Source organism: Acinetobacter sp. 24-47-67, assembly GCF_056779735.1.
In genome coordinates, this window is the sequence record NZ_JBWYIK010000001.1 from 564,456 (window position 1) to 578,933 (window position 14,478).

The 14,478-nt window shown below is 38.7% G+C and carries 15 protein-coding genes; 10 read left to right on the top strand and 5 right to left on the bottom strand.

Going from position 1 to position 14,478, the window contains the following annotated elements; translation table 11 throughout:
* Window positions 1–43 precede the first annotated feature (43 nt).
* Both dacC and AC1M9K_RS02905 read left to right on the top strand, forming a co-directional pair.
* On the top strand, window positions 44–1,192 hold the full coding sequence (dacC, locus tag AC1M9K_RS02900) for a D-alanyl-D-alanine carboxypeptidase PBP5/6 (RefSeq protein ID WP_035270478.1): 1,149 nt from the start codon (window positions 44–46) through the stop codon (window positions 1,190–1,192).
* Window positions 1,193–1,277: 85 nt separating this feature from the next.
* Window positions 1,278–1,808 carry a gamma carbonic anhydrase family protein gene (locus AC1M9K_RS02905; RefSeq protein WP_092766088.1) on the top strand — a complete coding sequence of 177 codons (531 nt, stop codon included), beginning with the start codon at window positions 1,278–1,280 and terminating at the stop codon, window positions 1,806–1,808.
* Window positions 1,809–1,957: 149 nt separating this feature from the next.
* Here the strand turns inward: AC1M9K_RS02905 and acuI are convergent, their stop codons facing one another.
* Window positions 1,958–2,935, bottom strand: a complete 978-nt coding sequence (gene acuI / locus AC1M9K_RS02910; protein WP_481588452.1) for an acrylyl-CoA reductase (NADPH) — start codon at window positions 2,933–2,935, stop codon at window positions 1,958–1,960.
* A gap of 81 nt (window positions 2,936–3,016) precedes the next feature.
* Complete coding sequence (locus AC1M9K_RS02915) at window positions 3,017–3,661, bottom strand: TetR/AcrR family transcriptional regulator (RefSeq protein ID WP_031380722.1); 645 nt, start codon at window positions 3,659–3,661, stop codon at window positions 3,017–3,019.
* A gap of 404 nt (window positions 3,662–4,065) precedes the next feature.
* On the opposite strand from AC1M9K_RS02915, the gene AC1M9K_RS02920 reads away from it, so the two are divergent.
* From AC1M9K_RS02920 to purB, 4 genes are read left to right on the top strand one after another with little or no spacing between them, the layout of a single operon-like run.
* Entirely contained in the window at window positions 4,066–4,551 is a 486-nt protein-coding gene (locus AC1M9K_RS02920; RefSeq protein ID WP_481588453.1) for an NUDIX hydrolase, read from the top strand.
* Between the two features lie 4 nt (window positions 4,552–4,555).
* Entirely contained in the window at window positions 4,556–5,689 is a 1,134-nt protein-coding gene (mnmA, locus tag AC1M9K_RS02925; protein WP_481588454.1) for a tRNA 2-thiouridine(34) synthase MnmA, read from the top strand.
* Between the two features lie 14 nt (window positions 5,690–5,703).
* Complete coding sequence (gene hflD / locus AC1M9K_RS02930) at window positions 5,704–6,435, top strand: high frequency lysogenization protein HflD (protein WP_481588455.1); 732 nt, start codon at window positions 5,704–5,706, stop codon at window positions 6,433–6,435.
* A 55-nt stretch (window positions 6,436–6,490) separates the two neighbouring features.
* Window positions 6,491–7,879: an adenylosuccinate lyase gene (gene purB / locus AC1M9K_RS02935; RefSeq protein WP_092766083.1), complete on the top strand. Its 1,389-nt coding sequence runs from the start codon at window positions 6,491–6,493 to the stop codon at window positions 7,877–7,879.
* A gap of 74 nt (window positions 7,880–7,953) precedes the next feature.
* Here the strand turns inward: purB and AC1M9K_RS02940 are convergent, their stop codons facing one another.
* Window positions 7,954–8,193: a hypothetical protein gene (locus tag AC1M9K_RS02940; RefSeq protein WP_092766082.1), complete on the bottom strand. Its 240-nt coding sequence runs from the start codon at window positions 8,191–8,193 to the stop codon at window positions 7,954–7,956.
* 161 nt (window positions 8,194–8,354) lie between these two features.
* On the opposite strand from AC1M9K_RS02940, the gene AC1M9K_RS02945 reads away from it, so the two are divergent.
* Window positions 8,355–8,996, top strand: a complete 642-nt coding sequence (locus AC1M9K_RS02945; protein ID WP_481588456.1) for a DUF2238 domain-containing protein — start codon at window positions 8,355–8,357, stop codon at window positions 8,994–8,996.
* A 52-nt stretch (window positions 8,997–9,048) separates the two neighbouring features.
* On the opposite strand, the gene sohB is transcribed toward AC1M9K_RS02945, so the two are convergent.
* Window positions 9,049–10,011 carry a protease SohB gene (sohB, locus tag AC1M9K_RS02950; RefSeq protein WP_481588457.1) on the bottom strand — a complete coding sequence of 321 codons (963 nt, stop codon included), beginning with the start codon at window positions 10,009–10,011 and terminating at the stop codon, window positions 9,049–9,051.
* Between the two features lie 428 nt (window positions 10,012–10,439).
* Between sohB and AC1M9K_RS02955 the strand changes: the two genes are divergently transcribed.
* The 3 genes from AC1M9K_RS02955 to ruvB all read left to right on the top strand — a co-directional run bounded on the left by AC1M9K_RS02955 (window position 10,440) and on the right by ruvB (window position 13,523).
* Complete coding sequence (locus AC1M9K_RS02955; RefSeq protein WP_481588458.1) at window positions 10,440–11,780, top strand: deoxyguanosinetriphosphate triphosphohydrolase; 1,341 nt, start codon at window positions 10,440–10,442, stop codon at window positions 11,778–11,780.
* Between the two features lie 121 nt (window positions 11,781–11,901).
* Window positions 11,902–12,504, top strand: coding sequence for a Holliday junction branch migration protein RuvA (gene ruvA / locus AC1M9K_RS02960; RefSeq protein ID WP_481588459.1), 603 nt, complete (start codon window positions 11,902–11,904; stop codon window positions 12,502–12,504).
* Between the two features lie 11 nt (window positions 12,505–12,515).
* Window positions 12,516–13,523: a Holliday junction branch migration DNA helicase RuvB gene (gene ruvB / locus AC1M9K_RS02965; RefSeq protein WP_481588460.1), complete on the top strand. Its 1,008-nt coding sequence runs from the start codon at window positions 12,516–12,518 to the stop codon at window positions 13,521–13,523.
* A gap of 14 nt (window positions 13,524–13,537) precedes the next feature.
* Here ruvB and AC1M9K_RS02970 read toward each other — a convergent pair whose 3' ends face one another.
* Window positions 13,538–14,335 carry a hypothetical protein gene (locus AC1M9K_RS02970; RefSeq protein ID WP_092766078.1) on the bottom strand — a complete coding sequence of 266 codons (798 nt, stop codon included), beginning with the start codon at window positions 14,333–14,335 and terminating at the stop codon, window positions 13,538–13,540.
* Between the last annotated feature and the right edge of the window lie 143 nt (window positions 14,336–14,478).

Consider the following 14,478-nt stretch of genomic DNA (forward strand, 5'->3'; position numbering starts at 1 on the left):
CAAAGCTGATTTTTGCGTTCATACAAGATTGGAACTACATAGAATGACCCGAAAAAGCGCCATTGCTGCATTATTACTATTACCTTCATTTACTTATGCAGCAACTGTTTTATCTTCACCACCAGAACTCAATAACAAGTCTTACGTTTTGATGGATTATGAAACAGGTCAAATTCTCGCAAGTAAAAATGAAAATGAAAAACTTGCTCCTGCTTCAATGACCAAAATGATGACCAGTTTCATTATTGAACAAAAGTTGTTGAACGGTGAACTCACGGAAGATGAAAAAGTTCGGATGAACGAGTCTGCTTGGTGTCGTGGTAGTAGTACAGAATCTTGTATGTATGTACCTCTCAACGGCACAGCAACCGTATTGGAAATGTTACGCGGGATTATCATTCAATCTGGTAATGACGCATCTAAGGCGATGGCTGAGCATATTTCTGGGAATGAAGGTACATTTGTACACAGCATGAACCAAGAAGCAAAGCGTATTGGCATGACCAACACGAACTTTATGAACTCAACAGGTATGCCTGCTGAAGGTCATTATTCTACTGCGAAAGATATGGCTACGCTTGCGAAGCACATCATTCATGACAGTTCAAAGTATTATCCTATCTACTCTGAAAAAGAGTTTACTTTTAACGGGATCAAGCAAGGTAACCGTAACGCGTTGCTATATACAGATCCGAGTGTAGATGGTCTTAAAACAGGTCATACTTCTGAAGCTGGTTATTGTTTAACGACTTCAGCTAAACGTGGCCCGATGCGTTTAATTTCAGTGATTTTTGGTGCTCCATCAATGCAAGCACGTGCAACGCAAACACGTGATTTGTTATCTTGGGGTTATGCAAACTTTGAAACTGTCAGTGTTCAACCCGCTCACAAAGAGTTGACCACTTCTAAAGTTTGGTTTGGTCAATCTAATCAAGTGAGTGTGGGTCTTGCTGAAAACTTCAACGTGACTATGCCAAAAGGTCAAGCAAATGCCATTCAAACTCAAATCGCGGTTCAACCGAACTTAAATGCCCCTCTTCAACAAGGGCAAGTTGTAGGTAAATTAACAGCGACACTTGACGGCAAAGTTATTGCGGAGAAGCCGCTTGTTGCTTTACAAGCGGTTGAAGAAGCTGGTTTCTTCTCACGTATGATCGATCATATCAAACAGTTCTTTAGTAATTTGTTTTAAGTCGCAGCTTGACTAAAGATATAAAGGCACTCAAATTCTTTTGGGTGCTTTTTTGTTTATAATGAGTAAAAACAGGCAATTTTTTATGACTGAAAATATCCGCAAATACTTAGAGACTTACCCACAATTTGATACAACAAATTATATTGATCCAACTGCGTTAGTGATTGGTGATGTTTTCTTGGCTGAGAATGTTTCAGTCTGGCCTTATGCTGTGATCCGCGGTGATGTTAATTTTATTCGGATTGGTAAAAATTCCAATATCCAAGATCATTCCATGTTGCATGTCAGTCATAAGAAAGCTGATAAACCTGAAGGTTCACCGCTCATTATTGGTGAGGACGTTACTGTGGGTCATCATGTGAAATTACATGGTTGTACTATTGGTAATCGTGTTTTAGTCGGTATTGGAACGATTATTTTGGATGATGTTGTTGTTGAAGATGATGTGATGATCGGTGCGGGTTCGCTTGTTCCACCCAACAAAGTATTAGAAAGTGGTTATTTGTATGTGGGTAGCCCAGTGAAAAAAGTGCGTCCACTGACTGATAAAGAAAAAGCGTTTCTGCCGTATTCAGCGCAGAATTATGTAAAGGTTTCGGGGAATTATAAATAATTTTGAATTCGCATAACAGCCATTATGTTAAATGGGTGAACTTTTATCTCATTAAAATCATTTTGTATAACTAGTTTTGGTCTCTCGTAAGGGCTTATTCATTTGCGAGTGAAACTACTGAATCAGCCCTTATCAATAATTTTGTCGGATTATAGTTTTACAATAATTCTGCCTTTTATTTTTCCATCTAAAATTTCATTTGAAATATTTAAAGCATCCGCTAATTGGATTTCAGTTGTTAATGTTTCCAATTTTGTTTGATCTAACTCTGTAGCCAAACGCTCCCATGCCTCTTTTCTTAATTCAATCGGCGCCATCACGCTATCAATTCCATATAACGTAATTCCTCTCAGGATAAATGGAGCAACCGTCGCAGGAAAATCCATTCCTCCAGCCAGACCACATGCAGCAACAGCTCCGCGATATTTGGTTGCTGCACATGCATTTGCCAAAGTATGGCTACCCACAGTATCAATCACACCTGCCCAAACTTCTTTGTTCAGTGGCTTTCCTGGCGAAGATAATTCTGCACGGTCAATAATTTCACTCGCGCCTAATCGATTTAAATATTCAGATTCCTGAGGTCGACCTGTTGAAGCGGTAATCTCATAACCAAGATGGTTCAAAAGAATAATGGCAATACTGCCCACCCCACCATTTGCACCCGTCACCAAAATTTTTCCATCGCTGGGCTTAATACCATGCTTTTGCAATGCCATGACACACAACATAGCGGTATACCCTGCTGTTCCAATGATCATCGTATCTTTCAAAGAAAAAGCTGAAGGTTTCTGGATGAGCCAATCCCCTGATACAGTCACCCGCTCAGCCAGTCCTCCAGAATACTTTTCACCGACACCCCAGCCATTTAGTAGGACTTCGTCGCCTTCTTTCCATGCTGGATGTTTTGATTCAAGCACCACACCTGAAAAATCTATGCCTGGAGTCAACGGAAAACTACGCACCACTGGCGAACGCCCTGTAATGGCTAAAGCATCTTTATAATTTAATGTTGAATATTGGACTTCAACTGAAACTTCTTCTTCTTGCAAAAGCTTTGGGGCAATCTCTGCAATTTTTGACATGTAACCTGCTTCATCTTTTGTGATTACGATACCTTTGTACATAAAACTTCCTCTTCATTTAATTAGACTACTTGTCTAGAATTAAGTAAAAAATAAATGCATAAGTCTGCATTTATTTTTTGCTTAATTTTTAATATGGTTAAACTGTTCTACTCCTACAGCAAATAAGCGATAAAATGCATCTAAAGGACTGGTGGATTTGACCAAGCGCGCTCTCAGAACTGCACCTTCCCATCCAATCCAAAACTGATAGGCAGCTTCATCACAGTCAGATTGTAGATATTGCAAATCTGACTGATACAGGCAATCAGAAACCATTTTCTCCCATACTTTAAAGATACTTTCAATTCGAGCAATGATCTCAGGAGGTAAATAAGCAACTTCTTGACCGAGGTTCCCTAAAATACAACCGCGTTTAAAGTCGTATTTTTGCAATTTTTCACACGCATCATTTACAAAATTTTGCAGCCTTTCTAAGGGGGAAAGATCGGTTTGACTTAAAAGCTTATTCAATCGCTTCACAAAATAAAGCTCATAAGTATCTAAGACTTCTAAAATAAAAGCCTCTTTACTTGCAAAATAATGATAGAAAGACCCTTTAGGAACTTGAACTGATTTCATCAGCTCATCCAAGCTCATGGCATTCATCCCACGTTCGGTCAATAACTCGAGACCCCGGCGGATTAACACCTCTTTAGTGTCTGCATAGTTACAGCCATGTTTAGTTGGCCGACCACGTGGTCTTTTAGGTAATGAAGAATAATTCATATCCAATAAAATAGACTAGCCACCTAGAAATAGCAATGGCACTCAATTGGAATAATTACTTTGAACCTGTAAAAAATTTTCATATGACCGTAATCATTTTTTAAGAAGTTATTCTTTTAACTTTAAGTATTAATTTTATCTAAAATTAACATAATACACCTTATGCGAAATTATCTTTTTTATTTCATATAAATCATAATCTTAAATTACATTCAAAAGTCCAATTTACTTAAATTGGGCTTTTTTGTTGATTCTTCATGTTCCACGCCCTTTATTAAATTATTGATCCAAAGAACTTCTTAGTTAAACTTAAGATAGAACGCCTTCAAAGAAATCCCCTCCCATCATAGCCACACACCTCAAAATTTTATACAATATGCCTTCCCTTCATCTGGTGCTTTTTTATGACCGCTTGGACTGCTCACGTCACTGTTGCAACAGTGGTTGAAAAAGATGGTAAATATCTGTTTGTAGAAGAACAAACAGAAGGTGTCATGCACACCGTTTTTAATCAACCTGCAGGTCATGTTGAAGCTGGTGAAACCCTTATTCAAGCCGCGGTTCGTGAAACCATGGAAGAAACAGGTCACCAAGTTGAAGTCACAGATTTATTGGGTATATATACCTATACCCCACCTATGTTTCCAGATCGTACCTATTACCGCTTCTGTTTTTTAGCAAAATCAACACAGTATTTTGCCAATGCAACATTAGATACAGGTATCGTAGGTACAGTTTGGATGAGCCTAGATGAGCTGTTAGAAACGGCACGCGCGCGTAGCCCATTGGTCATCAAAGCCATTCAAGATGCCCAATCAGGACAAAAATTTCCTTTATCGCTCGTTTATGAGCACCAAAACTCTCCCTTAATTTCAAATTTGGATGCCTAATCCTATGCAACAACGTGTCATCGTCGGTATGTCAGGTGGTGTAGACTCATCTGTCTCTGCGGCTTTATTACTTCAACAAGGATATCAAGTTGAAGGTCTTTTCATGAAAAACTGGGAAGAAGATGACGGCACAGAATACTGCACGGCTATGGATGATCTTGCAGATGCGCAAGCCGTCTGTGATCGTATCGGTATCAAATTACATACAGCCAACTTCGCAATGGAATATTGGGATCGTGTATTTGAGCACTTCTTGGCTGAATATGCTGCGGGGCGCACCCCAAACCCAGATATTTTATGTAATAAAGAAATAAAGTTCCGTGCATTCCTCGATCATGCCATGAAATTAGGTGCTGACTTCATCGCGACAGGACACTATGCTCGTCGCGGTGAAACCATGACCAACTCTAAAGGTGAGCAATATGCGCCTTTACTCCGTGGCGTGGATAACAACAAAGACCAAACTTATTTCCTACATGCCGTTCATGGTCGTGAAATTAACAAAACCTTGTTCCCTGTCGGTGAAATTGAAAAGCCTCAAGTTCGTAAAATTGCTGAAGATTTAGGTCTTGTAACAGCGAAGAAAAAAGACTCTACAGGTATCTGTTTTATTGGTGAACGCCGATTTAATGACTTCTTGAAGCAATATTTACCTGCTCAACCGGGTAAAATTGTCCTTGAAGATGGTAAAGAGGTTGGTGATCATCACGGCTTAATGTACTATACGCTCGGTCAACGTGGTGGTATTGGTATCGGTGGAATGAAAGGCGCTGAAGAAGGTGCTTGGTTCGTATTACACAAAGATATCGAAGGCAATCGTTTAGTTGTTGGCCAAGGTCATGAGCATCCCCTCATGCAAAGTACCATGTTATGGTCTGAAGCGATTGATTGGGTTGCAGGTGAGCAAGAGATTCCAGAAAATGGTTTCCGTTGCACAGCGAAAACTCGCTATCGACAACCTGATCAAGCATGTGTCTTATTTAATGACCCAAATGCACCGCAAGGTGTACGTGTAGAATTTGATGAACCTCAACGTGCTGTTACGCCAGGACAAAGCGTTGTGTTTTACGCGGATGAAGTTTGTTTAGGTGGCGGTGTGATTCATCATACCAATGCGCCTAAACCTGATTTTATTTAAAGGAATTTTCAGGCATGACAGAGTTACCGTTCCAGCAGCTTCAGACTCTGAATGATCGACAAAACAGAGCTTTGGCTTTGGCAGCAGTATTTCAATCGACTCAGCTGACACATATGACAGCCATTGCAGGTCGACAAAATACTGGTGAAAACGGTAACTTCTATTTAGAACAATTAATTAAGGCGAGTTTAAATATTCGCCCTACTTCCAATAAGAATTGTCAAACCTTAGATTTTTTTAACCAGCTTGCAGATATTTCTCTGGGATTGAAAACTTTAGAAAGTAGCATCACCCAACCATTCAATACTGCACCAAAATCAAGAATACCTAAATTTGCCAATGCAAAACTTCCAATGTCCTATGCGATGGCATTATTACATTTAGAAAAGAAAGTATATAGCAACCCAAAATTCGTTGAAATTATTGAAAAATCACAAGAAAAAATACTAAAGCAACTCTCCTTTTTTGATCATAATTATCTACATCCAAGTATTCTTGCAAACCTTGCTCAAACCTATGTCGAAACTGCAGGACAGATTAATCCTCGCATTATGGTGAAAGGCAATGCAGAAGCTTTTAAGGATTCTTCGCACACCAATCGTATTCGTGCTTCATTGTTTACAGGTTTACAGATGGCGCATTTATGGCGTCAGTCAGGTGGAAGTTCATGGAGCATGGTCTTCACCAAACGCAAGTTACTGAAAGATATTCAAGATCTCGCTCGTTTACAGTTTCAGGTGGTTTAACCTGATGTATATCGAGTTCTGTTTTACGTTTCATTCCAAAGTTTAAGGAATTGCTATGAACGCTTTAACCGCACTTTCTCCATTAGATGGTCGCTATGCAAGCAAATGTGATGCTTTGCGCCCTTTCCTCTCTGAGTTTGGTTTAATCCATGCTCGTGTGACTGTTGAAGTGCGCTGGTTACAAGCACTTGCAAATCGCCCAGAAATTACTGAAGTGCCAGCTTTTTCTAACGAAACAAATGCAGCTTTAGATGCAATCGTTGCAAATTTCTCTGAAGACGATGCTAACCGTATCAAAGAAATCGAACGCACAACCAACCACGATGTAAAAGCGGTTGAATATTTCTTAAAAGAGAAAATTGCAAACATTGATGAACTTAAAAATGCAGGTGAATTCATTCACTTTGCTTGTACATCTGAAGACATCAACAACTTGTCTCATGCGCTTATGCTGAAAAGCGGTCGTGAAGTACTAGCTACGTCTATGCAACAAATCGTGGACTCAATTGTTGCACTTGCAGAAAAACACGCAGATCAACCAATGTTGTCTCGTACACATGGTCAAACTGCAAGCCCAACAACATTGGGTAAAGAAATGGCGAACGTGGCATACCGTCTTGCACGCCAAATCAAACAATTCAATAATGTTGAGCTTCTAGGTAAAATCAATGGTGCGGTAGGTAACTATAATGCTCACCTTTCTGCTTACCCTGAAATTAACTGGCCTGCTCACTCGCAAGCATTTGTTGAATCTTTAGGTCTCACGTTTAACCCGTATACAACTCAAATTGAGCCGCACGACTACATGGCTGAATTGTTTGATGCGCTTCGTCGTTTCAACACAATCCTCATCGATTTCAACCGTGATGTTTGGGGTTATATCTCTCTTGGTTTCTTCAAACAAAAATTAAAAGAAGGCGAAGTTGGTTCTTCAACAATGCCACACAAAGTGAACCCAATCGACTTTGAAAACTCTGAAGGTAACTTGGGTATTGCTAATGCAGTCCTTGCTCACCTTGGTGAAAAGCTTCCAATTTCTCGCTGGCAGCGTGACTTAACTGACTCTACTGTTCTTCGTAACATGGGCGTTGGTTTTGCACAAAGCTTGATCGCATTTGAAGCTTGCTTGAAAGGTGTGGGCAAACTTGAATTGAATGCCGACCGTATTCTTGAAGACTTAGACAACGCTCAAGAAGTTCTTGCTGAACCAATTCAAACAGTAATGCGTCGTTATAACGTTGAAAAACCATACGAAAAACTTAAAGCCCTTACTCGTGGTCAAGCAATGACTCGCGAAATGATGGTGAATTTTGTGAATGGTAACGAATTAGAAGCTGTTCCTGCAGCAGATCGTGCGCGTCTTGCTGAAATGACACCTGCATCTTATACAGGTAATGCTGCTGAGCAAGCGAAACAAATTAAAGATTTGATTGCTAAAATCTAAATAGTATTGAATAAAAAAGCGAAGCTTAGGCTTCGCTTTTTTTGTATGAGACTCATCAAATGTTTCAATAAAAATCATGCTTCATCAGGACAGTAACGTATAAAGTCAGTTCTGAGCTTTTCTAATTCATCACCAGTTAAAACATCGCTATAGTAAATATAATGAGTCACTTGAGCATATTGAATGTCATGCCTAAACATCATTCCTCGGAGTGATACTGAGATCTCTTCAGGAAAGTCATCCAAAGTAAGCTCTTCAAACTCATAATGAAAATATGCATTTTGCTGTGCAAGAAAAGCAGCTGAAACCGTCATAATAAAAACTCAAACTAAATCATATTCTAACTGATCATCCTGATTGCAATGAGCTATTGATATAAACAACTATTTATAAAAATAATGCGATCTGCAGCTTATTCTCAGGATTGATCCATTACAATCATATGAAGAAATTAATCAAATCAACATATAACAAAATGCACTACAAAAAATTTACTCCTAAACACCACCTCGTATTCTTCATTTTCATAATGGTGCTGATCTTGGCAAGTATAAAGCCTCTTGAATATGCTTCTTATAGCTTACATCAACTTGGCACAGCTTTAATGCTGGTGTTTTTGATCTATATACAAAAGAAAGTTGGTTTGAGTTTTATCGCATTTTCTCTCTATATTGGATTTCTGATCATTCATATTCTTGGGGCACACTATTTATATTCGTATGTTCCCTATAATGAATGGTTGATGCACAACTTCGGCATAGATTTAAATGCACAGATGGGTTGGGAGCGAAATATGTATGATCGCTTGGTCCATTTTACCTATGGTCTACTTCTCTATCCTTTTTTCCATAGAATCATTCAATTCTATTTACCCCAATTATCTGAACGAGTACTTTTTCTTATTGTTGTTCAGTTTGTCATGGTCACCAGTCTCATTTACGAATGGATTGAATGGTTGATTGCAATTAATCTTTCCCATGAGGCAGCAGAAAATTATAATGGTCAACAAGGTGATATTTGGGATGCCCATAAAGATATGTTGTTCGCAACACTTGGGTCCATGATCACAGGAATAGTGATGTTATATCGAAAATTAGACTCTCGACCATACAAATGATAAATCATAAAAAAAACCAATCATTAGATTGGCTTTTTTTATTTCATCAAATTTAAAGTTTAGGATCACGTAGTTGCACTAAGTTCGCATTAGTTTTGACTAAAGTGTCCATAACTTTATTCATCACAGCAGGAATCAAACTGTCCGCCATTTGTGCCGCTTGCAGTCCTAATTTCTCACCTAAGGTAGGTTTACGGCGAGTTTGAATCAAGTAAACATCATGCACTGTCAATAAACTTAATAAATACTCATCCGAGGTTTGAAGCTTATCAACCAAATTCAAATCTAATGAATCTTGACCGTACCAATGTTCACCTGTTGCTACTTTTTCAACATTTAACTGTGGACGATATTTTTCAACAAAATGCTTGAACAATGCATGCGTTTGTTGCAACTCTTCTTCAAACTTTGCTTTACCCTCTTCCGTATTTTCGCCAAACATGGTCACGGTACGTTTATATTGACCCGCAGTATAAAGCTCAAAATCAACATTATGTTCTTTGAGTAAACGATTAAAATTAGGCACTTGAGCAACAACGCCAATTGAACCAATCACTGCAAATGGAGCAGAAATAATTTCGTTACCGATACATGCCATCATGTATCCACCACTTGCTGCGACTTTATCAACACAAATGGTTAGATGAAAACCAGCATCGCGCAGACGCACCAGTTGAGCAGCCGCAAGTCCATAACCATGTACCATCCCACCTGGACTTTCCAAACGAACTACGACACGATCACGCCCTGCTTTAGCAGTCGCCAAAATCAAAGTAATTTCTTCACGAAGATTCTCTACAGCTGAAGCTGCCATGTCACCTTCAAAATCAATTACATATACTTTCTGATTATTCTTTTTACGCGTGCGTGCTTCTTTTGAAAACTGCTGAGACAACTGCAGAAGTTCAAGTTTAGATGCCGTACTTTGCGCAATTTTTTTTCGTTGTTCATTAATACGCGCATTTAAGTGAGTGACTCGAATTTCGGCAGGAAGTTTCGGCAAATGAAATAACATATAAATTCACATCTCTATAATTCATCTTTATGAGGATAACATGAGGTCAAAATAGACAAATTTCAATAGCTTTATTGAAATGTTATGCCAATCGTAGGATCAATTTGATCAACAATCGGCATAAAAAGTAGATACATTATGCATACTATCTCGATAAAAAATTATCGAACCGATGAGCATCCACGCATCATCTCATGATTGATATCTATCTTTAAAATCAATTAGAGACTCTTATATGATTTCAGAGTGAAGAAATTGAATTATATTAGGATAATAATTCTTAAAATCAACACCTTAATACTTATTATTTTACTTCTTAAACTTTTCTGAAATGCATTTTCAATGCGCCAAATTATGTCGTGTCAGCATATATTTTTCACTATTTTTTTGGCATGATGGTTCCATACAGTAATGATGAATAATGATAAATGACTCAAATGCGTTGGCTGGAACTGTTATCAACAGTTCGATTTGGTAGTTCAAAACAAAATACAGAACAAGCACGTAGCCCCTTCCATAAAGATTACGATCGTATTATTTTTTCTCAGAGTTTTAGGCAACTTAACCGTAAAACTCAAGTTCACCCCCTGACTCAACATGATGGCATTCATACGCGTCTAACACATTCCCTTGAAGTTTCTTGCATCGGACGCTCTTTGGGAATGCTGGCAGCTGAAAAAATTCGTGATGAGTTACCTATGTGGATCTCTCCTGCAGATGTCGGTGCAATTATTCAAGCAGCTTGTCTTGCACACGATATTGGTAATCCTCCTTTTGGTCATGCAGGTGAGTACGCTATTCGTGAATGGTTTGATGATGCATCACACGGCGATTTTTTATCGAGTTTAACCCCTGAACAGCAGGCCGATGTTCGCCAGTTTGAGGGCAATGCTCAAGGTCTTCGTCTACTCACGAAAATTGACTATCACCCTAATGACGGTGGAATGCGCCTCACTTACGCAACCTTAGGAGCTTACTTAAAGTACCCATGGCTTTCTAAACCCATCGACTCTCAGGGAAATACGCCTGCCAGTAAACGAGCTAAGTTTGGTTGCTATCAATCTGAAAAAGAAATTTTGCAACAAATTGGTCACCAATTAGGTCTTATACAATATGGTGAATATCATTTCTGTCGCCATCCACTCACCTATTTACTTGAAGCTGCGGATGATATTTGTTATGCCCTGATCGATTTAGAAGATGGCATTATTCTTAACATGCTCAGCTATGAGCAAGTCGAACCTATTTTTTTAAATCTGCTCGGTGACTATGGCACGCCTGCTGAACTTGCAATGCCATACACCACGTGGCAACAAAAGATTGCAGCATTGCGTGGTCGTGTGATGAAACGCTTGGTTGATGAAGTCACTTCCGCTTTTACTAAACATCATTTTGAAATTTTGTCAGGACAGCTTAAAGGTAGTTTGCTCCAATATTGCTCGCCCGATATCGAATCAGGAATTGATTGTGCAAAGAATTTAGCGCGGGAGAAAATCTTTGAGCACCCTCAAAAATCTGGTTTAGAAATCATTGCACATCAAAGCTTACAGCACATACTAGATGCATTTATTCCGCTTACGACACCCAATAAAATTCATAACTTTAAGGAAGGACGTTTACTGTCTATTATCTCAGGCTTAGGTGTTCGTTTTAGTGATGATCACTATGACAATATCATGCAAGTCTTAGATGTGATCTCAAAATTTTCAGATCATCAGGCTTATCATTTGGCACAGGAACTTCAAGGGAATAAAGTTGGATTTTTATAAAACTTAAATTTAGTGTTCAGGAAAAGAGCATAAAGTGTTTTTTGATTTTGCGTTCTGAAGCAATGAACACTACTATGCTGACATAGTGAATTTAACATCGACAAATAAGTGAAATAATTGAATGATTGGATGTCTTATTGGTGAAGTGCTTACTTTAGAAGCACCAACAGTTTTATTGAATGTAAATGGTGTTGGCTATGAGGTTGATACACCTCTTTCAACATTTTGCCAATTACAGAAAGGACAAAAAGTCACATTGTGGACGCATTTGGCTGTACGTGAAGATGCCCAATTACTGTATGGATTTTCCAACGCACAAGAAAAAAGTATTTTCCGCACTTTACTTAAAGTGAACGGCGTTGGTCCCAAAATGGCATTGGGTATTCTCTCAACACTCAGCGTAGACATGCTCATTCATAGCGTTGAACATGAAGATGTAAACACTTTAGTCAAAGTTCCAGGTGTTGGTAAAAAGACTGCAGAGCGTTTGATGATTGAACTTCGAGATCGCTTTAAAGCGCTTGCAGCTCAGCCATCTACATCAAACTCTACAACAGCGCAAATTCAGTTTACGGGTAACTCTGCTGTCGCTGAGGCTGAAGCTGCTTTACAGTCATTAGGTTACAAGCCACTAGAAGCACAAAAGTTAGTCAATACCGTTAAAAGTGACTTCACTGAGGCATCCGATATTATCCGTGCTGCTTTAAAATCGATGAATAAATAAGATCTCATATTATGCAAGACCGTATTATCAGTGGTTCTGAAAAACCAGAAGATCATTTTGATCGTGCCATTCGACCAACATCATTAGATGATTATATTGGTCAGCCTGTTGTGCGTGAGCAGATGGAAATTTTCATTGGTGCAGCTCGTGGACGTGGTGAAGCTTTAGACCATACCTTGATTTTTGGTCCTCCGGGTTTAGGTAAAACCACACTTGCCAATATTATCGCGCGTGAAATGGGTGGTAATTTGAAATCAACTTCTGGACCTGTGTTAGAGCGCGCTGGTGATTTGGCAGCAATGCTCACCAACTTAGAAGAAGGTGACGTTTTATTTATTGATGAGATTCACCGTCTCTCTCCAGTGATCGAGGAAATCCTTTATCCCGCGATGGAAGATTACCAACTGGATATTATGATTGGTGAAGGCCCTGCTGCGCGTTCAATTAAGTTGGATTTACCGCCATTCACTTTAGTCGCTGCGACTACTCGTGCCGGTTTACTGACCTCTCCGCTTCGAGATCGTTTTGGTATTGTCCAACGATTAGAGTTCTATTCGGTTGAAGATTTGACCCATATCGTGACTCGTTCTGCAAATCTGATGGATGTTCCAATCACAGAAGCTGGTTCGAAGGAAGTGGCTCGTCGTTCTCGTGGTACGCCTCGTATCGCAAACCGTTTACTGCGTCGTGTACGTGACTATGCGCAAGTGAAAGGTACTGGTGAAGTCACACAAGAAATGGCGCAACGTGCGCTTGATATGTTGAATGTGGACAAAGATGGTTTAGATACACTCGACCGCCGTTATTTATCCATGTTATTAGAACGTTTTGATGGTGGTCCTGCAGGTGTTGAAGCATTAGCAGCGGCTATGGCAGAAGACTCAGGCACACTGGAAGATGTGATTGAGCCTTACTTGATTCAGCAAGGTTATGTGATGCGTACTGCGCGTGGTCGTATTGCAACGAATCAGGCGTATTTACAGTTTGGATTGACACCGCCTGAACCGAAAGAGAAGTGATTTATAAAAGCAGCTTAGGCTGCTTTTTTTAATTCGGCTTTAATTAATTTGCTAATCTGTCTACTTAACTCATTTAGCAGCAAGTAAATTGTAATATTATCTTCACCTAAATTCTTTTTAAGCTCACTTCCTATATTTTGAAATTCCCTATGTTCTAACAGATCACTAAGTGTTATGTCCTCTTTTTTCAACCATGACTCTGATTTAGGCTCATCTAATAAAATTTCTAAATATCTCCATAATAAGTTAAAAAACAGTCTATTTTTTACTTCTAAATTGGTGATTGAACGGCCTTTATTCAATAAAAATAGCTCTAAGACATGATAATCTTGTAAAACTTGATTTGAGATATCTCTTAACTCTTGATATATCTGCCCCACATGTGTAGTTCGATCCAATTTTTCCTTTTCACTAATAGAACCGTAAAATACCCCAAAGTCTCTTAGTTTTATAATAAGATTTGCTTGTCCACTAATGAATTTCGAAGCATATTGAATAAAATTTTGAGTTATAACTTGTTTGTTTTTAAATACTAATTCTTTTTCAAAATGATCTTTTTGACTCTCTATTAACTCTCTGTTCGCTTTTATCTGTTGCTTTGTGGACATATATACAATGAATGCTGTCACGATAAATGATAATCCAGTAATCCAAATCGCTGTCGTATCAGTTGAATGTTTTATATCGAGTGGAATTTTCTTTGTTTCAGGGTCAACCTGAATTTGTGTCATTAATAACGGCTGCTGTGGAACAGTCCACGGCAGTTGAATCATGACATCTTGATTATGCTTTAGTTCTTCTTCAACACTCATTAACTCCCCCACAACTATTAAAATAATTATTCAAAATGAATAGTTTACAAATAATAACAACTTTAAATCTATGGATAAAGCATTAAAAATCAATGCTTCATGGTCACTATACTTTTCATGTATTTCGATATACCTGTTAAGTT